Annotated in this window: 19 protein-coding genes and 2 CRISPR repeat arrays; of the genes, 6 read left to right on the forward strand and 13 right to left on the reverse strand. The window is 38.1% G+C overall.

All coding sequences use genetic code 11. The features are described 5' to 3' along the window. Nucleotides 1-41: 41 nt before the first annotated feature. From J3U37_RS01240 to J3U37_RS01255, 4 genes are all read right to left on the reverse strand, one after another. Nucleotides 42-1,676 (reverse strand): DUF2813 domain-containing protein, encoded by a 1,635-nt coding sequence (locus J3U37_RS01240; protein WP_267373014.1) that lies wholly within the window; start codon nucleotides 1,674-1,676, stop codon nucleotides 42-44. Between the two features lie 15 nt (nucleotides 1,677-1,691). Further along, complete coding sequence (rfaP, locus tag J3U37_RS01245; RefSeq protein WP_267373015.1) at nucleotides 1,692-2,495, reverse strand: lipopolysaccharide core heptose(I) kinase RfaP; 804 nt, start codon at nucleotides 2,493-2,495, stop codon at nucleotides 1,692-1,694. Then, a complete protein-coding gene (locus J3U37_RS01250; protein WP_267373016.1) occupies nucleotides 2,488-3,612 on the reverse strand; it encodes a glycosyltransferase family 4 protein in 1,125 nt (374 codons plus the stop codon). The genes rfaP and J3U37_RS01250 overlap by 8 nt, the downstream gene beginning before the upstream one ends. A gap of 439 nt (nucleotides 3,613-4,051) precedes the next feature. Next, complete coding sequence (locus tag J3U37_RS01255; RefSeq protein ID WP_267373017.1) at nucleotides 4,052-4,183, reverse strand: hypothetical protein; 132 nt, start codon at nucleotides 4,181-4,183, stop codon at nucleotides 4,052-4,054. A 277-nt stretch (nucleotides 4,184-4,460) separates the two neighbouring features. Further along, nucleotides 4,461-4,910: direct repeats of the CRISPR family, unit length 28 nt; unit sequence CTTTGCAGCCGCATAGGCTGTTTAGAAA. 736 nt (nucleotides 4,911-5,646) lie between these two features. Then, nucleotides 5,647-5,914: a CRISPR direct-repeat array (repeat unit 28 nt; unit sequence CTTTGCAGCCGCATAGGCTGTTTAGAAA). 473 nt (nucleotides 5,915-6,387) lie between these two features. Between J3U37_RS01255 and J3U37_RS01260 the strand changes: the two genes are divergently transcribed. Further along, nucleotides 6,388-7,326 carry a DMT family transporter gene (locus tag J3U37_RS01260; protein ID WP_267373018.1) on the forward strand — a complete coding sequence of 313 codons (939 nt, stop codon included), beginning with the start codon at nucleotides 6,388-6,390 and terminating at the stop codon, nucleotides 7,324-7,326. 209 nt (nucleotides 7,327-7,535) lie between these two features. Here the strand turns inward: J3U37_RS01260 and J3U37_RS01265 are convergent, their stop codons facing one another. Both J3U37_RS01265 and J3U37_RS01270 read right to left on the reverse strand, forming a co-directional pair. Then, nucleotides 7,536-8,462, reverse strand: coding sequence for a TIGR01212 family radical SAM protein (locus J3U37_RS01265; protein ID WP_220217945.1), 927 nt, complete (start codon nucleotides 8,460-8,462; stop codon nucleotides 7,536-7,538). Between the two features lie 233 nt (nucleotides 8,463-8,695). Continuing rightward, nucleotides 8,696-9,103: a hypothetical protein gene (locus J3U37_RS01270; protein ID WP_267373019.1), complete on the reverse strand. Its 408-nt coding sequence runs from the start codon at nucleotides 9,101-9,103 to the stop codon at nucleotides 8,696-8,698. A gap of 291 nt (nucleotides 9,104-9,394) precedes the next feature. Here J3U37_RS01270 and glyA point away from each other — a divergent pair, with 291 nt between their 5' ends. Beyond that, nucleotides 9,395-10,651, forward strand: a complete 1,257-nt coding sequence (gene glyA, locus J3U37_RS01275) for a serine hydroxymethyltransferase (RefSeq protein WP_220217943.1) — start codon at nucleotides 9,395-9,397, stop codon at nucleotides 10,649-10,651. A gap of 48 nt (nucleotides 10,652-10,699) precedes the next feature. Here glyA and J3U37_RS01280 read toward each other — a convergent pair whose 3' ends face one another. Beyond that, on the reverse strand, nucleotides 10,700-12,877 hold the full coding sequence (locus tag J3U37_RS01280; RefSeq protein ID WP_267373020.1) for a phage holin family protein: 2,178 nt from the start codon (nucleotides 12,875-12,877) through the stop codon (nucleotides 10,700-10,702). A gap of 205 nt (nucleotides 12,878-13,082) precedes the next feature. Between J3U37_RS01280 and J3U37_RS01285 the strand changes: the two genes are divergently transcribed. Further along, entirely contained in the window at nucleotides 13,083-15,014 is a 1,932-nt protein-coding gene (locus J3U37_RS01285) for an ABC transporter ATP-binding protein (protein WP_267373021.1), read from the forward strand. An 18-nt stretch (nucleotides 15,015-15,032) separates the two neighbouring features. On the opposite strand, the gene J3U37_RS01290 is transcribed toward J3U37_RS01285, so the two are convergent. Further along, entirely contained in the window at nucleotides 15,033-16,208 is a 1,176-nt protein-coding gene (locus J3U37_RS01290) for a sugar transporter (protein WP_220217940.1), read from the reverse strand. Nucleotides 16,209-16,339: 131 nt separating this feature from the next. Further along, nucleotides 16,340-16,852: a thiol peroxidase gene (gene tpx, locus J3U37_RS01295; RefSeq protein WP_267329590.1), complete on the reverse strand. Its 513-nt coding sequence runs from the start codon at nucleotides 16,850-16,852 to the stop codon at nucleotides 16,340-16,342. 438 nt (nucleotides 16,853-17,290) lie between these two features. On the opposite strand from tpx, the gene J3U37_RS01300 reads away from it, so the two are divergent. Then, the gene (locus J3U37_RS01300) at nucleotides 17,291-18,031 is read left to right on the forward strand and encodes an acid phosphatase (protein ID WP_267329589.1); all 741 of its coding nucleotides are present in this window, start codon (nucleotides 17,291-17,293) and stop codon (nucleotides 18,029-18,031) included. A 110-nt stretch (nucleotides 18,032-18,141) separates the two neighbouring features. Here the strand turns inward: J3U37_RS01300 and apbC are convergent, their stop codons facing one another. Continuing rightward, a complete protein-coding gene (gene apbC / locus J3U37_RS01305) occupies nucleotides 18,142-19,209 on the reverse strand; it encodes an iron-sulfur cluster carrier protein ApbC (RefSeq protein WP_267373022.1) in 1,068 nt (355 codons plus the stop codon). Between the two features lie 250 nt (nucleotides 19,210-19,459). Here apbC and metG point away from each other — a divergent pair, with 250 nt between their 5' ends. Continuing rightward, complete coding sequence (gene metG, locus J3U37_RS01310; RefSeq protein ID WP_267373023.1) at nucleotides 19,460-21,487, forward strand: methionine--tRNA ligase; 2,028 nt, start codon at nucleotides 19,460-19,462, stop codon at nucleotides 21,485-21,487. 497 nt (nucleotides 21,488-21,984) lie between these two features. Here metG and J3U37_RS01315 read toward each other — a convergent pair whose 3' ends face one another. Together J3U37_RS01315 and J3U37_RS01320 are read right to left on the reverse strand one after the other, a co-directional pair. After that, the gene (locus J3U37_RS01315) at nucleotides 21,985-22,773 is read right to left on the reverse strand and encodes an SDR family NAD(P)-dependent oxidoreductase (protein ID WP_267373024.1); all 789 of its coding nucleotides are present in this window, start codon (nucleotides 22,771-22,773) and stop codon (nucleotides 21,985-21,987) included. Nucleotides 22,774-22,811: 38 nt separating this feature from the next. Next, nucleotides 22,812-23,474, reverse strand: a complete 663-nt coding sequence (locus J3U37_RS01320; protein WP_267373025.1) for an NADPH-dependent F420 reductase — start codon at nucleotides 23,472-23,474, stop codon at nucleotides 22,812-22,814. Between the two features lie 122 nt (nucleotides 23,475-23,596). On the opposite strand from J3U37_RS01320, the gene J3U37_RS01325 reads away from it, so the two are divergent. Beyond that, the gene (locus J3U37_RS01325; RefSeq protein WP_267373026.1) at nucleotides 23,597-24,469 is read left to right on the forward strand and encodes a LysR substrate-binding domain-containing protein; all 873 of its coding nucleotides are present in this window, start codon (nucleotides 23,597-23,599) and stop codon (nucleotides 24,467-24,469) included. A 127-nt stretch (nucleotides 24,470-24,596) separates the two neighbouring features. On the opposite strand, the gene tolC is transcribed toward J3U37_RS01325, so the two are convergent. Then, nucleotides 24,597-25,943 (reverse strand): outer membrane channel protein TolC, encoded by a 1,347-nt coding sequence (gene tolC, locus J3U37_RS01330; protein ID WP_220217932.1) that lies wholly within the window; start codon nucleotides 25,941-25,943, stop codon nucleotides 24,597-24,599. Nucleotides 25,944-25,955: the final 12 nt, after the last annotated feature.

Below are 25,955 nucleotides of genomic sequence, written 5' to 3' on the forward strand. Positions count from 1 at the left end.
AAACCTAACCGATTAAGGTTAAATTTCCGATTAATCCTGCCTTATTTTGATACTAATTGCATTGAAGATTTTACAATTTTAGCAAAAGTATCAATCAATAACCGAGGAATGGCGCCCACTCCCCGTGACTTAGCATCATCACAAACCGCAATGGCTAAATCGGGTTTTGAACGTCGATGGATTGCTTTTTGAATGATTTTTGGTACTGACATATCAATATGTTGCACAGTATTGTAAGCGGCGAGTTTATAAACATGACTAAAGCCATGTTTAAATAGAAAATTCTCAATATCCCGTGCCGGTAAGACCGTGAGGTACTCACTCGGATCTTTATCAGGCGGTGCCAGTGATTTAACAATATCGGCATACTTTTTACCCGCCATATCGCCGTCGGTGATGACATACCAATGGATGCCCATTTTATTGGCATATTTAATCAGCGGTTTTAAGCCACACTGAGCAAACTCAATAAATTGTACCCCTTCAGAGCTTAAGTGATAGCCACTTTGCTCGGCTAATTCTCGCAACAACCAAACTTCGGTTTCGCCTTCAACTAATAACCAACTACGAGCAAATATAGCACTGGCTCGACGATAAAAAATATGGAACATAATTCGTCGGCTATCATCAACACTCAATGATTTAGGTGGAATATATTTTGTCACGATTTGATCGGGCATACGAATCAATCGATAAATATTTTCCAGTGGGAATAATGCGACTAAATCACTTGAATTAGAGGTAATAATCTTTTGCGTCGGTAAGTTTTTAAGCAAACGAAACCCGACCGCTAAAATAATCGGATGAAGTTGGCTTTCCGGCTCTTCCAGTATCAAAATCGGCACAGCACTTTGTGACAAAGGATTATTGCCTTTGGCATCAATAATCGAGCCAAATATGCCTAACAACGCACTACGCAAATAGCTGTTATCAAGATCATCTAAAATATTGTTGATCCGCTCAAGCGAGTTCCAGTCCTCAATACGTGGACTGGCTTGTTTATTGGCTTGTTTGTAATGATAACGATGCTGATAATCGGCAAAATAGTACTCTAATAACGCACGAGCAGCATTAAGCCCACGACTTAATTCATCTTGACTCAATTGCGCACTATGGGTTTTTAACTGATTGGACAGTTGGTCGATATAGTATTGTGACAAAGGTTGATTGGTGATCGGTAAATTATCCGTATTTATCGAGTTTTTTAGCGCCATGACCGGATTAAGGCTAATTAAAATCGCAATTAATGGTTGCGATTGTTCAGTTGATAATGCCTTGCCGTGTGGGTCGATTAATCGATGCTGAGTGAAAATACCATTATCTTGTTTATCAGCGCTAATTTGGTAACAAAGACGGTACAAATGATCCGATTCGTTTGGCGAAGCCATTGGGCGTAAGCGGGCATACACTTCACTGTCGAGCTCAGTTGAATATGATTCGCAATAAGTGACGACGATATTTATCTTATCGCCATAATTTTCATCTCTATCATGATAAAAATCGCTATCGACAAATTGATAAAATTTGTTATCGAGTGATAACAACTTTAAAGCGCTAATTAAGCTCGATCTTCCCCAACGGTTTTCACCAATAAGCACACTTGATTCCGGATTAAATGTTAAAGATAACTGACTAATCCCTCTAAATCCGGTAATCTCAATTTGTTCAATAAACATAGGATTTCCTTATTATTAAAGCTGATATTTTTCAGTTCGTTTTGCAATCCGCGCTGATTTTTTTTCCGCGGTTGTTAACAGTTTATGTTCATCATGCAAAATCGTTTTTAATGGTTTATTGAAATAAGTTTTTAAAAATAGCCAAATATCACGTTTAGTTAACCCGATTTTGGTCGATGAAAAATATAGCCCAATCAAATCTTTATCACGCCAACGGGTTGGCACTCGTTTTCGGGTTTGCGCTCGATGCAGATCAATGACGGATAATTTAATTTGCTGATGATGTTCAAATAACGGTAAATCCAATAAAAAATGGCATAAATAACAATCACGGTGATTGACCCCAGCGGCATGCATTTTGGCGGTCATTTTTGCCAGATAGATGATTAAAGAACGTTTCAGATGATAGCTAGGTGGCGTGGTTAACCAAGAGCGAGTAAAATCCTCTAAACTTACTGTCGGGTTAAGATCTTTGGTAATAATAAACGAGTGCCGTGTTAGTGGGTTTAACCCCTTACGACCAAAAGCACGCCCGTCCATGGTATTTACTCCCACTTGCGCTAAACGGTGAATGGCTGTCCATTCTTGTTTGGCGTCTAACACCGGTAATCTCAAGGACAATAAATTTTTGACGATCTCTTTTACCGTTATGCCACGGTGAATTTTAATAAAGTAAGATTCATCATCAAGTTTAAAATTTAACGTTTTTCGCTGTTTAACCGCCCGATAAACTTCACCGGAAATCTGCTCAACTTCGCTAAACGGATCTTTGCCTTTCCATAAATTCTCAAAAGGCGATTTGAGTATAATTTCATTCATAATGATGACAACCTAATATAATATCGGCAGCACGCTCAGCAAGGTGATATAAATCGGCGTTTTGCCCATATTCAATCGCATTATGATGCCATGCAGCTCGCTGTGCTTGATTAGTGATAGCATTTTCCAGTGTGCTATTTAATTCTGATTGATCAAAAGGCTCACTAAGTACCACACCAGCATTTGCATCTGTAATATGATAAGCATAACCGGCTATCCCGGTTACAATCACCGGCACACCAGCAGCTAGAGCCTCGATTAAAACCATACCAGCGGCTTCTTGTCGAGCTGGGTGCAGTAGTAGATCAGCGCTAAAGAGAAAATCGGGGATATCATCCCGCCCAGAGAAAAAACGGACTTGATTAAAAATACCCAGCTGTTTCGCCATTTTTTGGTAATTGTCGGGTTTATCTTGCCCGACAACCAAATAGCACACCTGTTTTTTTAACGCTTCGGGCAAAGCGGCAATCGCAATTAATGTGCGATCAACGCCTTTTCGTTTAAAGTCAGAACCAATTTGTACAATCACAAAAGCATCTTGCGCAATGTGATTGGCTTGCCTAAATTGCTGGCGTTTAATGGGTGAATCAATATGATATTGCCGATCTTTTGCAATACCGGGTGGCAGTAAAACAAATCTTGATGCTTGAGTATGGTAATATTTTTCAAAATCGGTAATTTGTTGCTTTGTTAGCACCATAATTTTGGTGTCATGCTGCGGATTAAATACCGCATCTTCAAATGCCAGATAGTGTTTACAGCGTTTAGACAATCTATAAAAAAAGCCTTTGTGGGAGACTTTCTCGGCAAAACACGTATCGCCGGCAAAATAGACATCTAATCCTGGCATTTTATTAAAGCCAACGACACAATCAACCGGATGTGTCTGTAAATGATCTTTGATCCAATGGTAATAAGCTAGATTCCGGCTATGATTTGATAGCCCCTTTTTCGGGACTAAAATAATGTCAAACTCTGTCGGTTTATCGCCTTGCCACTGCATAACATAAACACGAACTTTATGCCCTTTAGCGTGACAAGCTCGGGCAATTTGCAAGAAATCACGTTGCAAACCGCCGTAAGGAAAATATTTATAGATACAAAAAGCTAGTTGCATGCACATTGCCTCAAGTGTGAAAGGAGTATTATATACTTGTTGCTGCGCAAGGTACAAAAAATAGATTTGATCTTATACTGGAAGTTGTAGGTTTTTGGTTTGTAGGTTTCGGACACTGTTAATTAATTGATATTTTCATTTTGGTGTCTGCGTCTGAATTAGGGGGATTTGGATATTTTAAAAATATCTTAAATTTTTGTTTTTATACTGAAACATGGGGATTTTCTGAAAGTTCTTGTCGGGGTTTTGTGTTTTTGCTTAAACACCTATATTTTCTGAAAGTTTTTGGCAAGGGTTTGTGTTTTTTACTTAAACACCTATATTTTCTGAAACTTTTTGACAAGGTTTTTTATTTTCTTTGTAAGTTGTAGGTTTTTTGTCTGCAAGTTTCGGACGCTGTGAATTAGTCGATATTTTCAATACGGTGTTAGCGTCCGAATTAGGGGGATTTTGTGCGTAATCCCCCTAATAACCCCCTCGCAGCACCACCCAAAGCGGTCTTCGACTGCCCTCCGCCTTCGTTCGGTTTTAACGCACCGGCGCTGATTTGTTCCGGACAAAGCAGCGCCACGCCAAACATCCCTGTTTGGCGTGCTGACCTCTCTCAGTTGTCGGCGCTTTGTGAAGGTGCGGTCTGGTGCATTTGTTTGTTTTTGTGGGGAGGTAATGGTTAATCGTTTAGAATTAGTAATGAAGTTCAAAATACAAACTTTTTAAACCCTTTTTTTTAGCTAAAAATAAAACCATTAAAAATCAATATATTGCGAAAGTGTTAGAAAAAAGGGTTTTTAAACCTAAAATTGCCCTTTGTGTTTTTATAAACGATGTTTATAGTATATAAGATTCTACTTTGCAGCCGCATAGGCTGTTTAGAAATAAATCTCCTTCGACTCAATATCATTTATACACTTTGCAGCCGCATAGGCTGTTTAGAAATTGTCGCTATCTTTAACTCTATTCATTGCTATCTTTGCAGCCGCATAGGCTGTTTAGAAATTAATGGATTCTACTAATCTAGCATTTAGCAACTTTGCAGCCGCATAGGCTGTTTAGAAAACTGGACCGGAAAATACAGTAATAAATCAGGGCTTTGCAGCCGCATAGGCTGTTTAGAAAGTGGGTTGAACAAATAAATACTACAAATATCACTTTGCAGCCGCATAGGCTGTTTAGAAATGAATCAAATGCTGCTACTGTTGAATATCCAACCTTTGCAGCCGCATAGGCTGTTTAGAAAACATTTTCCTAAACAAAGATTAAATGATGAGTCTTTAAAGCTGCATAAGCTGTTTAGAAATATCTTATTCTCACAATAATATCTTTCTCTTCCTTTAAAGCTGTATAAGTTGTTTAGAAATAGTCAAGCCGAACACATAGACATCATGATCACTTTACAGCTTCATAAAGGGTTTAGGATATTTTTAAATATCCAAAACTTTTGTTTTTATACTAAAACGTAGGTGTTTTCTGAAAGTTTTTGGCAAGAGTTTGTGTTTTTGCTTAAACACCTATATTTTCTGAAAGTTTTTGACAAGGTTTTTACTTTCTTTGTAAGTTGCGGGTTTTTAATCCGCAGGTTTCGGACGCTGTTAATTGGTTGATATTTTCTTTTCGGTGTTAGCGTCCGAATTAGGGGGATTTTATGCGAAATCCCCCTATACCCCCTTGCAGCACCACCCAAAGCGGTCTTCGACTGCCCTCCGCCTTCGTTCGGTCTTAACGCACCTGCGCTGATTTGTTCCGGACAAAGCAGCGCCTCGCCAAACATCCCTGTTTGGCGTGCTAACCTCTCTCAGTTGTCGGCGCTTTGTGAAGGCGCAATCTGGTGCACTTGTTTGTTTTTGAGAAAGTTAATGGTAAGTCGTTTAGAAATAGCAATGGAGTTTAAAATACAAACTTTTTAACCCTTTTTTTAAGCTAAAAATAAAACCATTAAAAATCAATATATTGCAAAAGCGTTAAAAAAAAGGGTTTTTAAACCTAAAATTGCCCTTTATGTTTTTATAAACGATGTTTATAGTATGTAAGATTCTACTTTGCAGCCGCATAGGCTGTTTAGAAATCTTTACAGAAGGACATATGTTTAGCAATGGACTTTGCAGCCGCATAGGCTGTTTAGAAATTATTAGGGCCGTAGCCCTAGCTTATTCTGATCTTTGCAGCCGCATAGGCTGTTTAGAAACGCGACTAACCCACCCACATTAAGATTAAAATCTTTGCAGCCGCATAGGCTGTTTAGAAAAAATAAATTAGATAACGCCTCAAACATACTAACTTTGCAGCCGCATAGGCCGTTAAGAAATCAGAACCTTTACCAAAAGCTTTATCTAACATATTTACAGCTGCAGAAAGGTTTAGGATATTTTTAAAATATCCTAAACTTTTGTTTTTATACTAAAACGTAGGTGTTTTCTGAAAGTTTTTGTTAAAACTTTATTTTTTTGCTTAAACGTCTATATTTTCTGAAACTTCTTGACAAGGTTTTATACCTTAATTGAAAGTTGTAGGTTTTTAGTCCGCAGGTTTCGAGCGCTGTGGGTTTGGTGGTTTTTTCATTACGATGTCAGAGTCCGAATAGGTGTATATTGAGCGAAATCTTCCTATACCCCCCCACGCAGTACCTTACAAAGCGTTTTACTACAAACTTAATTCATCGCTAAGATTATCATTACGGATATAATTCAACTATTCAATATGTTTATAAGCTGACATAAACATCTATTTTATATTATATTATCGAGCTTAGTGTTTATTAATGGATAAGTGAAGATTAGTATGAATAAGGAAATTTTTTTTAATAGCAAATATGTTATTTTATTTCTCTTTCTGGTTGTGTGTTTTACATGGGGAACAACATGGATTGGGATAAAAATTGCTGTTGAAACGGTTAATCCACTTTTAGCTGCTGGTTTGCGTTTTGTTATTGCATTTCCTTTTTTAGTATTAATTACAATTGTTGCTAAATCACCAATATTGTTTCCTCGAAAATCATTCCATTTTTTTCTACTTTTAACGTTATTTTATTTTACCATTCCTTATTATTTGATTAGTTTTGGTGAACAATATGTATCGTCAGGTTTAACGTCATTGTTATTTAGCACAATGCCGATTTTTTCAATTATTTTCGCTAAGATAATCTTAAAAGATAAAATATATATAAATCAGGTTATAGGTATTATAGTGGGATTTTTATGTTTGATGTACATTTTAATCTCTGAAGGTTTTATTCTTTCCTATAGCGATTTTTGGGGCGTAATATCAATACTTTTAGCGGCATTGATGCATGGTTTTTTATATGTTTACTCCAAAAAAGCTGGCGAAGGTATAAATGTCTTTACCTTCAACACACTGCCAATAGGCGTTGCGGGTATCGCACTTTGTTTGTTGAGTTTTTCTTTTGAAGAGAATAATTTTCAAACTATCTCGTTAAATAGCTGGTTAGCATTAATTTATCTCGGTATTTTTGCCTCAGTATTTGGCTTTATTGCTTATTTCTTTTTATTAAAACGAATGAGTCCGGTAGTATTGTCATTTATTTTCATTATTTTCCCAGTTGTCGCTATTTTTATTTCATCGATTTATGAGCATAAAATCATTTCAACTAATTTCATTATTTGTACAATCATTATGTTGTGTGGTTTTGCTATAACAAAATTACCTGTCAATGTTTTTAAAAAGTGGGTAAAGAGCGATAAAAATAGAGATAATCAATAAATCGTTACTTTAACAAAAGGTAAGTTGTAACTGATTTTTTGATTTAGCAAATCGATTGACTTTGCATTGTTTTATCAATTATCAACGTCAATGCTTATACACTACAAAATGGTGGTATCTTGATTGTTAATTATCTACATTATTTTAAATGATGATAGCGAGTTGTTAATAAATGATTGATAGCTAAGTTTAGCTATTTCAATACGTTATTATAATTGGAAGTGATAAGTATCATTGATTGCACTACCTTGCGCACCAAATTGTCTTAAATTGTGATCGACCGCATTCATTGATTGCCAATGGTTTTCGCACCAATCAGGGGCAAGTAGGGTGGGTTTGCGGGCATTGGCGGAGATGCGGTGGTATAAAATATTGGCGGGTGTTTGTCTGATTATATCGCCAGCGATATCGACATACTGCTCTAAAGAAAGTATATCAAGTCGGCCTGCACGCCATGCCTTCGCCATGATGCTGCCTTCTACGATATGTAACGGGTGCAGTTTTAAACCATCTACTCCGCTGTTTAATACGCTATCAAGCGTAATTAAATTATCCTGTTTGGTTTCTTTAGGCAGGCCTAGAATTAAGTGAGTACAAACTTTTATGCCTAGCCTACGCGCTTTTTGCACAGTTTGATGATAGGCAGCAAACGTATGTCCACGATTAATATCGTGTAAGGTTTTATCGTGAGCGGTTTGTAAGCCAAGCTCAAGCCAAACTTCGAAGCCTTTGGCATGATAACTGGCAAGTAAATCCAACGCTTCATCCGGCACACAATCCGGACGAGTACCCACACAAAGCCCGACAATATCGGCGCTATTGAGCGCTTCTTCATACATATTTTTAAGTATTTCAACCTCGGCATAAGTGCTGGTATAGGCTTGAAAATAAGCAAGATAGCGTTTGGATTTTTTCATCTGGTTGGCTTGTTGGGCAAGCTGCTGTGTAATGGTTTTGACTTGAATGGACTCATCAATAATCGATGCGACATTACAAAAGGTGCAACCGCCTACACCGATAGTTCCGTCCCGATTAGGACAGCTAAAACCGCCATGTAAGGTGAGTTTATAGATTTTTTCGCCATAACGGCGTTGCAGGTCAGCACCAAACGTATTGACCACTAAATGAAGTTGCATAATCAGCCAAAAATAAAATTTTGCCTATTTTACGAAGCGAATGAGTTAAATTCAACCGATGATAAATTTTTATATACAATTGACGTAACTTTAGTCGGCTTTTCTTTAAGATGTTTTGAAACGAACACTGTGGTGTAACATATTATGCCGTAATAAGTTTTATTGATGATTTTTAGAATCGCAATATTTTCAAAGCTTAATACTGAGAAAATTATACGAGTAATCTAATCTTTTTATTTTTCTGTAGCTAGAAAATAAGATGTTTCAGTTTCTACCTTACTATCATCTTTCCAATCTTCGATATCTCTTTCATATTGTATTAATTCGACCTGATCACCTTTTTTATAATTGCGTAATTGAAAGGCTTTTTCTAATCCTACTTCTAACTCGTAAGGTTTATCATTGGGTAAAAAACAACCATGATCTGCGCGCCCCCTCTTTTCCGATTTGGTAATTAACACCTTGATATCAAATACACTTATTTCATGTTCCTGTTCGCCTTCGCCAATAGAAAAAATACCGTGTTGTGGATCTTCTAATAATGTCCCGGTTAGCAAACAGAGATTTTGGAAAGAGGCAGTAGCTATCTGACTGAATAAAATACAAATAATAAAACTTATTACGCGGCAAATCGTTTTCATAACGTTAATAGACTCGGTAAGACAAATTTTCAATATTATTCAAAAAATTTAATTAAAAAAAAAGCGTTTTTTTGTCTAGTCCTGATACTTTTACTAGTCGTTTGATTTTTTATTAACTGGCTAAAAAACAATAATTGCGATCTTCTGCTTTACTATAAATATTTTTTATAATTCAAAAAAAGGATTGAAATCGTTGGCTGATTAAGTAAGGATATTCGTTATGCTGTTTTCCATACTTGAAAACAATAATTAAGTCAAAAAGTCAATGTAATCCAAAAACAAGGAGTCAATATGTTTAGTAAAGAAATGACTATTGCCGATTATGATAAGGAATTATGGGACGCCATTAAGGGTGAAGAGCAACGTCAAGAAGATCATCTCGAATTAATTGCCTCCGAAAACTATACCAGCCCAAGAGTGATGCAGGCACAGGGTACTCAATTAACTAACAAATATGCTGAAGGCTATCCAGGTAAGCGCTATTACGGTGGTTGTGAATATGTTGATATTGTTGAGCAACTTGCTATTGAACGAGCCAAAGCGCTATTTGGCGCCGATTATGCGAATGTGCAACCCCATTCCGGATCGCAGGCTAATTTTGCTGTCTATAGTGCATTATTAAATATTGGTGATACCGTACTTGGAATGAATTTATCCGAAGGCGGGCATTTGACTCACGGTGCTCCGGTTAGTTTTTCCGGCAAGTTTTATAATATTGTCGCTTATGGCGTGGATGAAACAGGGCATATTGATTATGACCAATTAGCGAAAATAGCAACTGAGTCAAAACCCAAAATGATTATTGGTGGATTTTCGGCTTATTCGGGCATCGTCGATTGGAAACGAATGCGTGAAATTGCCGATAGTGTCGGCGCCTATTTTTTTGTTGATATGGCGCATGTTGCCGGTTTAGTGGCTGCGGGCGTTTATCCTAACCCTGTTCCACATGCACATGTGGTAACAACCACAACGCATAAAACGCTTGGTGGTCCACGAGGTGGTCTGATTTTGGCGAAAGGTGGCAGTGATGAGCTTTATAAGAAATTAAATTCAGCGGTCTTCCCAGGCGCTCAAGGTGGGCCGTTAATGCATGTGATTGCTGCCAAAGCGGTCGCATTAAAAGAAGCAATGGAGCCAGCTTATCAAGCTTATCAACAGCAAGTGGTTAAAAATGCTCAAGCTATGGTTGATGTGATTTTAAAACGTGGTTATAAAGTGGTTTCCGGCGAGACACATAATCATCTATTTTTAATTGATTTAGTGGATAAAAAAATTACCGGTAAAGAGGCCGACGCCGCTTTAGGCAGTGCCAATATTACGGTTAATAAAAATAGTGTGCCTAAAGATCCACAAAGCCCGTTTGTCACATCCGGCGTGCGTATCGGTACACCGGCTATCACTCGCCGAGGATTTAAAGAAGAGCAGGCACGTGAAGTGGCTAATTGGATTTGTGATGTATTAGATAATATTGATGATGAACAAGCGATTCAATCAGTTAAACAAAAGGTGTTAGCGATTTGTCATCGTTTTCCGGTTTATCAACATTGATGTTAATCACTTTCGCCGGCAAGGTCGGCGAAAGTGAGGTATAAACCATTATCGATATTGATTATTTTCTTCCTGCTGGCCATTTTGGGTTGATTGTGCTTGTGGCTGCTCAAAGTAACGCTGAAAATCACCTTGATACCATAACCAACCGGCAGTAATGCCAATCCCAAATACGATTGCACATAAAAGTATCATCATCGATTTTTTATTCTGGCTTTTTAACGGATCACGTAAATTCCGTTTAGCATTTTTCGGTAGCTCAGCTTTACTGGTCAGTAGTTTACCGAGTAAGAAGTTGATTTTAACTTGTCCGTTAATCGCCCAACCCGAAGCTTCAAGCAGTGGACCAAGTGTTCTTCGTCTTAATTTCAACCATGCCAAAATAACCGAAGGCCCCGAAATAATCAGAAATAACCCGATAAAGACCAGTGGGAATTGCCACCATGACAAGGAAAATATCGCTTGAAACAGTGTTGCTAAGGCGGTACCAATTGCCCCAATGGCTAAGCCAATAGCCGCAAAAATACCCACGCTTTTACCAATATCAAATTTATTTTCAGGCGATTGTAGTACCTGTGCGCTGGATTTTTCGATATCCGCATCTTTACTGGTTGCCCATTTATTAATTTGTTCGGTAATTAAGCGACCAATACGCTGATAAGGTGCCCAAATAGCTTGTTGAATACTAATAGGTTTAGTGATCATCTTCACAACATTGGCATCCCAGTCATTGCCGTTATTATCGATAAATACGCCATTACGTCCTTCAATTAATAAATCGCCTTGACCGGCAGTCATCGCAGCTGCAATGAGCTGTTTTTGATCATGTCGGGTACATTCACAATAGAGTAAGCAAAGTTCTGAATAATTTGCCATATTGGAATGTTTAGCAATATTATCAACTGCTACGCAAAGCGTTGCACAGCGTCCGTCGATATAAAGTTTTCCTAGTTGGAAAGCCGCTCTTTTTTCTAACGAAAAGAAATCAGCAAAAGAGGCAAAGTTAACCAGTAAGCGATAAAGGTGTTTGTGAAAAAGCACTAACTTTTCTAAAACAAGCACATCGGATGCTGAAATAGGGGTTTTATTATCTTGTTCAACCATTTGCTCAAAAGCAGTTAATAAATCGCTTGATGCCAAAGAGTTAATTAACTTATTTGGGATATCTTCTAAACTTGAAGTTGGTTTGGTTGTAACATCCGCTTGCGCCATTTCCGGTTTAGCGGTAATTAAGCTGGTGTAAGCTTCAAGACTGTTTTGAATATTTAACCACTCTTGTTGGGTAAGCTGATCAGGATTTGCTAACTCAGATGCAACAAGCGTTTTAAATCGGCTAATTTTTGCTTTCCAAAGTGGATTAAGCCCGTTCACTAAATCGAGAGCGCTGACGGTATCAATCTTCGATAAAGGTAACTCAGCAAGGGCTTCATCAGATAATAAGCCGTTTTCGGTTGGGACAATATATTTTTCATCCACGTTTAAAGCACCTTGTGCTTGTGGTGCGTATTGTGCCAAGGCTACACGAAGAAAATAGTCATCGATTTTCGGTTTTAAGGTTTGGACTAATTTCCATATTTCAGCTTGATTTTCACCAAATGGCGTTTGTGTGTGACTAATATCGGTTTGCCACTTTTGCCATGTTTTTAAATTTTCAACAAACGTTTTAGCGATGTCCAAATCAATGCCGTCTTGCCCGCTCATATCTTTTTTGGCACCGGTGGTGTTTATCGCTGTTTGGATAAACGTTTGCATCTCTGATGACAATTCGGCAGAAGGGGGGAAAATTAAATCACCATTATACAGTTTACCAGCATTGATCTTGATCGATTGTTGCACATCTTCTTGCGTTAAATAGTCAGATTGGCTTTTGCCTAAGCTGGCTAAAATACTGTGTGCGGTAACCGATAGCTTTTTACCTTGTTCGCTCGATGTATCGATTTGCGATATCGGTAAGGTTTGCGATGATGCTAAAATACTTTTAAATGAGACGATGCGTTGTTGTGTCCAACTTATCGCATCTAATATATCGGGAATTCGGATCCGACCGTCCTTATCACTGTCCAATAGTGCCAACGTTCTTTCATCAAAATCCAGTCCGGTTGTTGGGCAACTTAATGCTACCCATAATTTGGGATCTAAATTAGGTAAATTGATAATATCGTCGGCATTTTTAAATACAACTTGATCTAATCCGCCGACACGTTGAAATGTCCACATATGACTCATAATAACCTCCATACCCAAATATTATTAATATTTTCAAAGATTAATCAATATAGCTGTATATGTTTTTTATTAAAAAGAAGAGAAAATGGATTCTCACTTCTGTGAGGACTTAAAGTGTATCTTTGATAATTGATCTTAGTTGCTTACGACAACTTTGTGATAGAATAACGCCTTATGATTGAATATCCAAATAAAAACCACAAATATGTCATTAATTAATCTTACTAACGCTTATCTATCATTTAGTGATGCCCCACTGCTTGACCATATCGATATGTCGATTGAAGCTAATGAGCGAGTCTGTCTTGTTGGGCGTAATGGTGCCGGTAAATCGACCTTATTGAAAGTTTTAAATAAAGAAGTGCCTTTAGACGAAGGGCAAATTATTTATGAAAATAATGTTGTCGTTTCTCGCCTGCAACAAGATCCACCTCGAGATATTAAAGGCACTGTGTTTGATTTTGTTGCAGAAGGTTTACAACAGCAAGCTCAGTTATTAAAAGATTATTATGAGCTATCACATCAAGTTGAGCGTGATCCGAGTGAGAGTAACTTAGCCAAATTGGCTAAAATGCAAGAACAGCTTGATCAACAAAATGGTTGGCAACTCGATAATCGAGTGCGAAATGTCATTTCATCCCTTTCCTTAAACGGCGATGATTTATTATCATCGCTGTCAGGTGGCTGGTTACGTAAAGCGGCTTTAGCGAAAGCTCTCGTTTGCCAACCAACAGTGCTATTACTTGATGAACCGACCAACCATTTGGATATCCAGACGATTAAATGGTTAGAAGAGTTTTTAAAAAGCTTTAACGGCAGTATTGTATTTATTTCGCATGACCGTTCGTTCATTCGTCAAATGGCGACACGGATTATCGATCTCGATCGAGGCAAAGTCGCTTCGTGGGGTGGTGATTATGATAGTTATTTGCTTGGTAAAGAAGAAGCATTACGGGTCGAAGAGCTACAAAACGCTGAATTTGATAAAAAATTAGCACAAGAAGAAGTTTGGATCCGTCAAGGCATTAAAGCCCGCCGAACACGAAATGAAGGACGAGTTCGAGCGCTAAAAGCGATGAGGCAAGAGTATTCACAGCGTCGTCAAGTCATGGGAAGCGCTAAAATGCAAATTGAAGAGGCGCTACGTTCAGGAAAAATTGTCTTTGAACTCGATAATGTGACATATCAAATTGAAGATAAATTACTGGTTAATCAATTTTCCGTGCAAGTGTTACGGGGTGATAAAATCGCTTTAATTGGGCCGAACGGAATTGGTAAAACCACGTTATTAAAATTGATGCTAGGCAATTTAACGCCAACTTCTGGCACCGTTCACTGTGGTACCAAATTGGAAGTCGCCTATTTTGATCAGTACCGTTTAGAGCTCGATCCGGAAAAAACAGTCATGGATAATTTGGCGGAAGGTAAGCAAGAAGTCATGGTCAATGGCAGGTCTCGGCATGTACTGGGTTATTTGCAAGACTTTCTATTTCCGCCTAAACGGGCAAGAACGCCGGTAAGAGCGCTCTCCGGTGGTGAGCGAAATCGTCTTTTATTAGCTAAACTATTTTTAAAGCCAAGTAATTTATTAGTGCTCGATGAGCCAACCAATGATCTTGATATTGAAACGCTAGAACTGTTAGAAGAGTTGGTTAATGATTATCAAGGTACGGTATTGCTGGTTAGTCACGATCGGCAATTTGTCGATAACGTCGTTACCCAATGTTGGTTTTTTGAAGATAACGGCAAAATTGGTATTTATGCTGGCGGTTATAGCGATGCTTTGCAACAACAGCAACAGGCAAAACCGGTTAATGCTCCAGCACCAACACCGGCAAATAATAGTGATGCTGCTAAAAAAACGGCATCCAACGGCGGGGTATCGGCCAGCGAATCGGTTGCGAAAAAGAAAGTGAAGCTTAGTTATAATGAGCAACGAGAACTGGCGCAATTACCGGAAAAGATTGAAGCGCTTGAAACGGCGATTGATCAGTTGCAAACACAAATTGGCCAAAGTGACTTTTTTAATCAACCGCACGAAGTAACCGGACCCATTTTACAAGCGTTAACTGACAAGGAAGCCGAATTAGAAGCGGTATTCGAACGTTGGGAACAACTTGAATCGTTAAGCAAATAAGCGCTTGCTAAGCAGCGCTTATAATGGCTTTATCCAGGATTTTCTGGTCAAAACGAAAAACAGCAGTAGGGCGATGACAACAAAGATTGCGCCAATAAAGCCAATATAGTGAGTTGATAATACCACTAAAACTTGACTACCCACAAAGGCGCCGCCTCCTATTCCAATATTATAGATCCCTGAATAGACCGATGTAGCAATATCTGCCGCATCCGGCGCAACATCAATCACTTTGCTTTGCATCACCATACCAATAATCGTGATCGCCAGTCCCCACACCATGCCTTGAATAATTGCGGTATAAAAGCTTAGCGCACAAACATAAAGCGATAATAAGCACAGCATTAAAAGTATCATTGGGATGACTAAAATGGCGGTCGGGTGTTTTTCAGCATATTTGGCAAAGATAACACTACCAATCATGCCCGAAAAGCCGACAGCCAGTAATAAGATAACCACCATATGTTGGCTAAAACCGCCCACTTTAAGCATAAAAGGGGTGATATAGGTGTAGGCGGTGAAATGACCCGTGATAATAATCGCCGTTAACAGATAGATATTAATTAAAACCGGGCGCTTTAACACCTTTGGAATATCTTTAAGGGAAATGGTGTTCATGCTTGGTACGCTCGGTAGTAAATAGAGCAGTAAAACCATAATACAAAACGCCAGTACCGCAATACATAAAAAGGTGATTCGCCAGCCAACTAATTGTCCTATCATGGTGCCAATTGGAATGCCTAATACTGTCGCCATTGACGTGCCGACAACAATAAAGCCCATGGCTTTCGCTCGTTTACCGTTGGGGGCTAATCGTACCGCCAATGGCGTGGTAATGGCCCAAAACACGGCGTGAGCACAAGCAATACCAATGCGGGCGGTCATCAAACTGTAAAAATCCCACGCAAAGCCAGCTAAAATATGGCTGGAAATAAATAAACAGAACAGAAAAATCAGTAATTTTCGCCGTTCCATTTTCGATGTTAAAACCGTTAATGGAAGTGACAATAACGAGACCGCCCAGGCGTAGATAGTTAATAGCAATCCGGTGTGTGCCACATCCATTGAAAAGCTCTCGGCAATGTTGGGAAGTAATCCAACTGGCACAAATTCGGTCGTATTAAAAATAAATCCGGCAAAAGCCAGACAAAGAATCGATGACCAGATCCGGGAACGTTTATTGGCAGTATTCATGATTTATATTAAGTGGGGATAAATGATTAAATAATTATAACTGAATATTTCGGGTTGTTAAATGGTTTGCCACTACAAGCGAGAGTTAAAATGCCAACTTAAACAGCAAAGTCGGCATTGATTTGACTGATTTATTTTAAGGTGTTTATCACCGCTAACACTTTATCATAATCAGGCTCTTCGGATGTCTCTTTAACGTATTGGACATAAACAATGTTATCATTTTTATCCACCACAAAAACGGCGCGCGTAAGTAATCGCAACTGTTCTATCACTACCCCATATTTTAAACCGAAATCGAGGTCTTTATGGTCTGACGTTACTTTAACTGCATCAATACCTTCTGCTGCACAGTAGCGATTAAGTGCAAAAGGCAGATCGACACTGACTGAAAATATCACCACATCTTTTAATTTCGCCGCTTGGGTATTAAATCGATGAACTTGGGCACTACAGACCGAGGTATCGATTGAGGGAACGGAATTAATTATTCTCACTTTACCTTTAAAATCGGATAATTTAACCGGCTTCATGGCTGAATCTTGAACAGTAAAATCTGGCGCCTTATCACCCACTTTAATATGCGTGCCCAATAGTGTAACCGGTACACCTCGCATGGTGACTTGGTTGGTAATTTTTTGCATATGACCCTCCCAAATATCGCTAGCAATAGTTAAGGTAAAATAAATCTTGTGCTACGGTTAATAGGTTTTTTTACTATAGACTGAGTTTTATTATACTGCAATGCACAATGGGCCGTGATGCCAATGATTTTACCGATTAATCAAATTGTGAATATTTTCTGTGATAAGCTATATTTATAAACCTTATTTTTAAATCTTATTGTAAATCTTTATTCTTTAATTTTAATGTGACGCTAGTCACAGCTAAATCAATATATTGTTTGTTTATTGCGCTATATCCTTTATGATTATCATTGTATTATTGCAGCAAAAATGAAAAATTGATCTAGATAAACCTATAATAACACCACGATTCCTTAGAAAATTTTTCACGCTATCGGTTTTAGTGCCGTAAACCTAATAAGCGCTCACTCATTTACTTTTCTTAAGGAGGTTATTATGCCTATACATTTTGTTAAGCGTATTATTATTTGTAGTCTATTTTGTGCTCAAGCTTATGCCAGTGATGTGCTAGATGTGACAACAGATCCGACAAGTTTTTACCTTAAAGAGAGCGAAGCGCCGAATAGTTTACAACTATTACCGGCACCGCCCGACTTTACCAGCGTCGATTTTTTGCGAGACAAAGCAATGTATGATTGGGGTAAATCGATGCGTTCAACCGAACGGGGACATCAAGCTTATTTGGATGCTGATTCAAGTAAGGATAATGTCACTAAGCAATTTTCACCGTCGTTTGGTCATGATATTTCAGCAACCAGCACACCAGAAATTTATAAACTTATCACAACCATGAAAGAAGATGCCGGCGATCTGGCAACCCGTTCAGCTAAAAAATACTATAATCGAGTTAGACCATTTTCTTTTTTCAATGAATCAACTTGCCGACCAGAAGATGAAAAAGAGTTATCCACCAATGGTTCTTATCCTTCCGGTCACACCACAATCGGCTTTGCGATCGCACTGGTTTTGGCAGAAATCAACCCCGAACGACAAAATGAGATCTTAAAACGAGGTTATGATATTGGCGAAAGTCGGGTAATTTGTGGTTATCATTGGCAAAGTGATGTTGATGCAGCAAAAGTCATGGCTGCTGCGGTGGTTGCCAAATTACACACTAATGCTCAATTTACGGCGCAATTAGCCAAAGCTAAAGTTGAATTTAGTCAGTTAAAATAGCTTGTTATTGCCGATAAAAATGTAATTTGTATTGCTGTTATTAGCGTAAATGCGTGAATTATTATTTAACCATATTGGCTGTTTATAACAGCCAATATTGATGTTGCTTATTATAACGCTTTGAATGAAATATCGGGTAAAATCACCTCGCTTTGCCAATAGAGTTCGCTGGCAATCTGTCCGGCTATTTGTTGGTAAAGCTGGCTAAATTCGCTGTCGGGATGACTGATAACCGTTGGTTGACCGGTATCGAGATCCTGACGTAGCATTTTATGTAGTGGTATTTGCCCTAACAATTTAGTGTGATATTGCTGCGCTAACTGCTTAGCTCCCCCTTCACCAAAAATAGCTTCGTGATGCCCGCAGTTCTCGCAGATGTGGTAACTCATATTTTCAACAATACCCAGTGTTGGCACATTGACTTTATTAAACATAGCGATCCCTTTTTTAGCATCAATTAAGGCGATATCTTGTGGGGTGGTGACAATCACCGCGGCGGTTACCGGGATACTTTGCGCCAACGTTAGCTGAATATCGCCGGTTCCCGGTGGCATATCAATCACTAAATAATCAAGTTCCGGCCAAAGGGTATCTTGTAGTATTTGCAACAGCGCTTTACTAGCCATAGGTCCTCGCCAAACCATGGCGCCGTCGGCTTCAACCAGATAGCCGATCGAGTTGCTGGCAAGCCCATGTGCCATAATTGGCGACATATGCTTATTATCCGGCGTCAAGGGCTGTGCGTTTTGAGTGCCTAACATGGTCGGGATAGACGGACCATAAATATCAGCATCTAAAATCCCCACTTTTGCTCCTTGTGTTTGTAAGGCCAGTGCTAGATTAATTGCGGTTGAAGATTTACCCACGCCGCCTTTACCGGAACTAATGGCAATGATGTTTTTAATATTTTTGATCGCATGTTGGTTGTTTGCTCGTTTTAAGGTGGCGATATTATAGTCAATTTGCCATTTAACCTCGTTAACGCCGTCAAGTTTAAGGAGCATTGGCGTTGTTTGGTGTTTTAGTGCATCAAAAGCCGTTTGCCAGGCAAACGGTAAAGTTAAATGAATCGATAAAACCTGATTATCAATTTCACAACGTTTTACAGCGCCAAGTTCAATCAAATTTTTAGATAAAGTAGGATGAGTAAAATTCTCTAGAATTTTTTTTGCTTCCATGGTTATTAGCCTTAACTTTTATTAACGAGTTTTATACTCATAGTGCATCAAATAGATATGATTATCGATATTGTGTTAGGTTGTTATTGGTCAGAGTGATTCTTCTCTCTGATAAAATGATAACGATTCTGTGCACAATATCGCTCAAAGTCTATAAAGAATTTTTATCAAATTATGGCATAAATCTGGCGATAATCCCACGATTGATGTACTATTTCCGCCATTATGTAATAAAAGGTATTAATTCGATATGACAACTCAACGCAAAATATTGGTAACTTGTGCGCTTCCTTATGCAAATGGTGCAATTCACTTAGGTCATATGCTCGAACATATTCAAGCAGATGTATGGGTACGCTATCAACGTATGCGTGGCAATGAGATCTATTTTATTTGCGCTGATGATGCACATGGTACGCCAATTATGCTCAAAGCGCAGCAATTAGGCATCACCCCGGAACAGATGATAGATGAAGTTAAAATTGAGCATCAACGTGATTTTGCCGGTTTCAATATTAGTTATGATAATTACCACTCAACCCATAGCCCCGAAAATCGTGAAATATCTGAAAAGATCTACAAACGATTAAAGGCTAATGGCTATATTAAAACCAAAGTGATATCACAGCTATTCGATCCCGAAAAAAAGATGTTTTTACCGGATCGTTTTGTTAAAGGGACTTGCCCTCGTTGTAAATCACCAGACCAATATGGCGATAACTGTGAAGTTTGTGGTGCAACTTATAATCCGATTGATTTAATTAATCCGCAATCGGTGGTATCGGGTGCAACGCCGATCATGAAAGATTCAGAGCACTTCTTTTTTGACTTGCCTGCGTTTTCCGATATGTTACAAGCGTGGATCCGATCTGGAACATTGCAAGATCAAGTTGCCAATAAAATGCAGGAGTGGTTCGAAGCAGGCTTACAACCATGGGATATTAGCCGTGATGCGCCATATTTTGGTTTTGAAATTCCCGATGCACCGGGTAAATATTTTTATGTTTGGTTAGATGCGCCAATCGGTTATATGGGGTCTTTCCTTAATTACTGTAATAAACACAATAAACCGATTTTTGATCAATTTTGGAATAAAGATTCAACCACTGAACTTTACCATTTTATTGGTAAAGATATTGTCTACTTCCATAGCCTGTTTTGGCCGGCAATGTTAGACGGTAGCGAACATCGTAAACCTTCTAATATTTTTGTGCATGGTTATGTCACTGTCGACGGGGCGAAGATGTCAAAATCACGTGGCACCTTTATTCAAGCAAGTACCTATTTGAAACATTTAGATCCGGATTGTTTGCGTTACTATTATGCAGCCAAACTCTCGACACATATCGATGATATCGATTTAAATTTAGAAGATTTTGTTCAACGGGTGAATAGTGATTTAGTTAATAAAGTAGTGAATATTGCTTCCCGTTCGGCTGGTTTTATCAGTAAACGTTTTGGCGGTAAATTATCCGACAATCTCGCAGAGCCGGAACTTTATGCTTCATTTGTTGAAAAATCAAAAATAATTGCTGATTATTTTGAACAACGTGAATCGGGTAAAGCGATTCGTGAAATTATGGCGTTGGCTGATGAAGCGAATCGCTATATCGATGAAAAAGCGCCATGGGTTGTGGCTAAACAAGAGGGACAAGATCAAGCATTACAAGATATTTGTTCTATGGGCATTCATCTTTTCCGCATTTTAATGACCTATTTAAAACCTGTCGTGCCGTCATTAGCGCAGCGCAGTGAGGCGTTTTTAAACAGCCAATTAACCTGGGACACGATTGATAAACCATTAACCGGGCACACGATTAACCAATTTAAAGCCCTGTTTAACCGTATTGATATGGATAAAATTACTGCTATGATTGAAGAGACTAAACAACAAGCCGCTTTAACAACCCCTGCCAAAGAAAAAGTTGCAGAGCCAATTGTTGACACTATCAATTTTGATGACTTTGCCAAAGTTGATATGCGAGTTGCGTTAATCAAAAATGCAACGGTGGTTGAAGGGTCGGATAAGTTATTGCAGTTAACACTTGATATTGGTGATGAGATTCGCAACGTATTTTCCGGTATCAAACAGTTCTATCCTGATCCTGCGGTTTTAGTGGGTAAATTAACTATTATGATCGCTAACTTAGCGCCTCGTAAAATGCGCTTTGGTATCTCAGAAGGTATGGTGCTTTGTGCAAGCGGTAAAGATGATAGTGAAGGTGTTTACCTATTATCGCCAGATAGCGGGGCAAAACCGGGCATGCGAATTTCGTAATCGGTTTTCCTCTAAATTATTGACATCTTAACAAGTTAAACACTTGTTAAGATGTATTTAAGATGATATTTGAATATAAAACTGGCTTTCGTGTTTAGCTAATTTGGTCAGTTTCATTAGAGATGTTGACTTAACCCGCTATCATGCAACCACTTTTGCGTTTGACGTCCAGCACGAATAAAGCCCCGTTCAACATCTCATTCAAACACCATGATAGTCTCATCGGGGGCAATAATTGTCCAGAAGTAAAGACCGGTGTTTAGATCACGGCATTTTACTTTCACACCGGTTAAATTCATTTTTTTCCCTCAACGATAATCTCTTCATCATGGGTATCTATCCAATTATTCTTATCGTTTTTTAGTCAATCCGGAGCATCAGTTTCAAGAAAGCTGAGCGTTATTGCTAATGCTTTATCTTTGCTTACTTGTGCTTTAGTGGATTGCTTTTGAGCGAAAAACCTCAACGATTATAGAGTGATATAAGATGTTATTCATTCACCTCTTTTGGTTTTCTGCCGGATTACCGGAATAAGGTAAAATATTATCTTTTAGTGTAAACGAAAAATCTTTAGTGCTTATTTCACCTATGATTTTGTCACTATCATATAGTGCAATTAAAAATTCGGCCATTTGAGTTGCGCTATGGTATTGGTTGAAACTTTTATCATAGTCATATTCGGTGACATTATTAGCTTTTTGTCCAAACTCCGTTTGCGTTGCCGCGGGTGCCAATACTTTTGCGGTTAATTTGGCATTAGCTTGTTTTAATTCCTGTGCTAATCCTTCGGTAAAAGCGCTTACATAAAATTTAGTGGCGCAATAGGTTACCGAATTAGGCACAATGGTATATCCACCTCTTGACGAAATATTAATAAGTTGTGCGCCAGATTGGTTTTGATATTTCTGAACATAAAGCGTGGATAAAATGGTTAATGCTTCAATATTTACATGGAGCATGGTTTGTATTTTGGTTAAATCCTGATCCTGTACACTACCGTAATGACCAAAACCGGCATTGTTTATCCATGTTTCTATATTATAGCTCTCAAGCTCGGCAAACAGCGTATATACACCTGCGGCTTGGGATAAATCACACACTTTGATAACAATATCAAGATGAGGATTTAATTCGGCAATTTTTTGTTTTAATGATTGCAATTGCGCTTCTCTTCTGGCAATTAAGATAAGGTTTTTATTGCGCTTAGCAAATTCAATTGCGGTTGCATAACCAATACCTGAGCTGGCGCCGGTTATCGCTGTGTATTTTTTATCATGATTATCCATTTTAGCTCCTTTTATTTTTTTACACGATGATTATTAGGTTAGTTTTTCCATGAGTTATGGGGTAATTGTTGGTCTATTGATGTGTTGGTTAATGCGTCAATTAACTGGCTTCGATTCAGATAGACGCAATAAGCGGGCTTAGCTCGCTCAAATCGCCAGCTTTGAGCTAAATTGCCAACATCAACATAATCATATCCAATGAGCTTAAGTAAGTTGAAAATTTGCTGTTTGCTTGCCATGTCATTACCTGCGACCGGAAGCGCTCGTCGATTAGCTTTGTCATGCGGTTTGGCATCTTTTACGATATCTTTGGCTAAAATAGCATTAAACGCTTTTACTATTTTAGATTGATTAAGGTGCTGTGCGATAAGTTCACTGGTGGTGATTTGATGATTGTCTAATTGCTGAAAATTTCCGTCCCTATCCGGATAGTAATTCATTGTGTCGATAATTATTTTGCTACCTAATAGGTCTGCTGGTAACTGTTGGTAATTAGCCAGTGGAATAGCGACTAATATCATATCACTAAATGCGATAGCTTCTTGCTGGTTGCCGATTTGGCAACCTAATTGGCTTGCCACACTATAGAGTGTTTTTTTATCCCTTGAATTGCTTATCATCACTTGATATCCAGCTTGTAAAAATAATTTAGCACAAGCTTGACCAATAAATCCTGCGCCGATAATCCCTATCTTTTTCATATGACTATTTCCTTACTCTTAATAAATTCGTTTTATTATCTTTATAAAATAAAGGATAATAAATGGTATAAAAATTAATTGATTAACAACTGGGGGTTGATAATTTGGATCTGCTAAAATGTATGGAAGCATTTGTCTTGGCTGTGAAGACCGGATCTTTTGTGGCTACGTCGGTTTCATTAAATACCTCTCCACAAATGGTGACCAAATATATCGCTTTTTTAGAGAAGCATTTAGGCTTAAAACTTCTTAATCGAACAACACGTTCACAACATCTTACTGAGTTTGGCAAACAGTATTATCAACGCTGCTTGTTAATTCTATCTGAAATAAATGAGACTAAAATATTAGCCCAACAGTTTATTGACGAACCAAACGGGCGATTAAGGATAAGTGCTCCGGTTAGCTTTGGACACTATAATTTGATTCCGGTAATTAGCCGTTTTATGAAACGCTATCCTAAAATTAATATCGATCTTCAATTAAATGATCGTTACGTTGATATGGTAAAAGAAGATTTTGATATGGTGTTTCGTATTGGTCAGTTAAATGATTCTGGTTTGATAGGGCGAAAACTCAATGACTATCAACTTATTTTTGCCGCTTCCCCCGCTTATTTGGCGCAAAATGGTATTCCTGCGGTACCGGAAGACTTGAAACATCACCAGTGTTTGATCTATCAGTATGTTAATCGAAGTAAAAACGATTATGTTTGGCCATTTACGGTAAATGGCAAGGTTATTAATATCTCGATATCCGGCTCCTTACAAACCAATGATACTGCTGCTTTAGCGGTTGCTGCTGTTGAGGGGGTAGGGATAACAATGTTACCGCAATCGATGTTAGCGGAGTCTATCAAACAAAATAAGCTATTACCGATATTACAAAACTTTTTACCACCGGCTAGACCGGTGCATATGCTTTATACTGCCGATAGGCAGCGGTTACCTAAAATGAAGATGTTTATTGAATTTGTGGTTAATGCGATGTCTTAATTTGATAACGATGTGAAAATCAAAGTTTATTGGTGATGTAACTGAGAAATGACAGGGTGGGCTATTTTTAAATAAATAAGGCGATAATAAAATCGCCTTATTTATTTGGATATCGTTATATCATCTATTATTTTATTGTGGCTAATGTGCTCACTTCTTTACCTAACATATTGTTAAGGTAAACTAAATCATCAGCCGTTAAGGTACCAACAGCGTATTTTAACTGTAATAAACTGATTAAGTAGTTATATTTAGCATCCGATAAATTGCGTTTAGAGCTGTAAAGCTGAGTGGTGGCATTTAATACGTCCACAACAGTTCGCATACCTACATCATAGCCTGTAGTTGTTGCTTCTAACGAAGTTTGAGCTGATACAACTGCTTGTTGATAAGCTTTGATTGCGCTGATTGATGATGAAATATTATTGTACGATGAACGAACTTGATTATTCACGCTGCGATTAGTGCTCTCTAATTTTTCGCTAAAGCTGACATAGTTATGTTGTGCCTGATTGACTTTAGATTGAGTCGCACCACCGGAGAAGATAGGGAGGTTAACACTTACCCCAACATAATTACTACCTGAATAAGTTTTGCCATGACCGCCGTTTGCCGCATAATTATTACCATATCTATCGGTTTTATTAAGATTGGTTGAAGCATCTAAACTTGCAGTTGGTAAATGTCCGGCTTGTGATAGTTTAATCTGATCACGGGCGATTTCTTGGTTTAATTTCATTGTTAACAAATTGAGATTTGATTGCTCAGATTGTTTTACTAAAAGATTCACTTGAGCTGGCATTTCAGTTTTGAAATTTTTAGTATCAATGCTAGCTAAATTAGAGTAAAAACGTCCACTGACCTGACGTAGATTTTCGATAGCATTATTTAAATCATTTAAAGCGCTAACTTCTTGAGCGACAGTTGAGTCGTAGTTAGCTTTTGCATTTTCAATATCAACAGGCGCTTTTATACCGGCATTAACTTGTTGGCGAGTTTGTTCTAATTGACGACCAATAGCCTTTTTCTGCGCTTCAATAAAACTTAGTGCATCAAGTGATTTAAGCACATTAAAATAAGCAACCGATGTATTTAAAATTAAGGTTTGACCTTGATATTGATAAGCAATATCAGCAATAGTCGCTTGTTTTTTAGTAATATCTAAAGCTTTCCAATTGGAGAAATTAAAAATACTTTGTGATAGTGAAACTTGGTATAAGTTACCACTTTTTTGTTTTACACCGCTAGTATCTCTGCGACCATGAGTCACACCATAAGAAGCATTTAAACCAATTTGTGGTAATAAACTTGCACGAGAGCCAGAAATTGCTGAATATGCTTTATCTCTTTCAGCAAGAGAGCTCCGTAGATCCGGATTGGTTTGTTTTGCTTGTTCATAAACTTGAATTAAATTTTCAGCAAAGACAGATTGGCTTAATGCTAAGCCGATTAAAAAGGTTAAAGTTTTTTTCATCAATCTTCTCTT

This window comes from Gilliamella sp. B3172 (genome assembly GCF_026536465.1).
Taxonomy (GTDB): Bacteria; Pseudomonadota; Gammaproteobacteria; order Enterobacterales; family Orbaceae; genus Gilliamella.

Excerpts from the sequence above, each read along its gene's own strand:
- J3U37_RS01240 (WP_267373014.1), bottom strand. The coding sequence starts at position 1,676 with ATGTTTATTGAACAAATTGAGATTACCGGATTTAGAGGGATTAGTCAG.
- rfaP (WP_267373015.1), bottom strand. The coding sequence starts at position 2,495 with ATGAATGAAATTATACTCAAATCGCCTTTTGAGAATTTATGGAAAGGC.
- J3U37_RS01250 (WP_267373016.1), bottom strand. The coding sequence starts at position 3,612 with ATGCAACTAGCTTTTTGTATCTATAAATATTTTCCTTACGGCGGTTTG.
- J3U37_RS01260 (WP_267373018.1), top strand. The coding sequence starts at position 6,388 with ATGAATAAGGAAATTTTTTTTAATAGCAAATATGTTATTTTATTTCTC.
- J3U37_RS01265 (WP_220217945.1), bottom strand. The coding sequence starts at position 8,462 with ATGCAACTTCATTTAGTGGTCAATACGTTTGGTGCTGACCTGCAACGC.
- J3U37_RS01270 (WP_267373019.1), bottom strand. The coding sequence starts at position 9,103 with ATGAAAACGATTTGCCGCGTAATAAGTTTTATTATTTGTATTTTATTC.
- glyA (WP_220217943.1), top strand. The coding sequence starts at position 9,395 with ATGTTTAGTAAAGAAATGACTATTGCCGATTATGATAAGGAATTATGG.
- J3U37_RS01280 (WP_267373020.1), bottom strand. The coding sequence starts at position 12,877 with ATGAGTCATATGTGGACATTTCAACGTGTCGGCGGATTAGATCAAGTT.
- J3U37_RS01285 (WP_267373021.1), top strand. The coding sequence starts at position 13,083 with ATGTCATTAATTAATCTTACTAACGCTTATCTATCATTTAGTGATGCC.
- J3U37_RS01290 (WP_220217940.1), bottom strand. The coding sequence starts at position 16,208 with ATGAATACTGCCAATAAACGTTCCCGGATCTGGTCATCGATTCTTTGT.
- tpx (WP_267329590.1), bottom strand. The coding sequence starts at position 16,852 with ATGCAAAAAATTACCAACCAAGTCACCATGCGAGGTGTACCGGTTACA.
- J3U37_RS01300 (WP_267329589.1), top strand. The coding sequence starts at position 17,291 with ATGCCTATACATTTTGTTAAGCGTATTATTATTTGTAGTCTATTTTGT.
- apbC (WP_267373022.1), bottom strand. The coding sequence starts at position 19,209 with ATGGAAGCAAAAAAAATTCTAGAGAATTTTACTCATCCTACTTTATCT.
- metG (WP_267373023.1), top strand. The coding sequence starts at position 19,460 with ATGACAACTCAACGCAAAATATTGGTAACTTGTGCGCTTCCTTATGCA.
- J3U37_RS01315 (WP_267373024.1), bottom strand. The coding sequence starts at position 22,773 with ATGGATAATCATGATAAAAAATACACAGCGATAACCGGCGCCAGCTCA.
- J3U37_RS01320 (WP_267373025.1), bottom strand. The coding sequence starts at position 23,474 with ATGAAAAAGATAGGGATTATCGGCGCAGGATTTATTGGTCAAGCTTGT.
- J3U37_RS01325 (WP_267373026.1), top strand. The coding sequence starts at position 23,597 with ATGGAAGCATTTGTCTTGGCTGTGAAGACCGGATCTTTTGTGGCTACG.
- tolC (WP_220217932.1), bottom strand. The coding sequence starts at position 25,943 with ATGAAAAAAACTTTAACCTTTTTAATCGGCTTAGCATTAAGCCAATCT.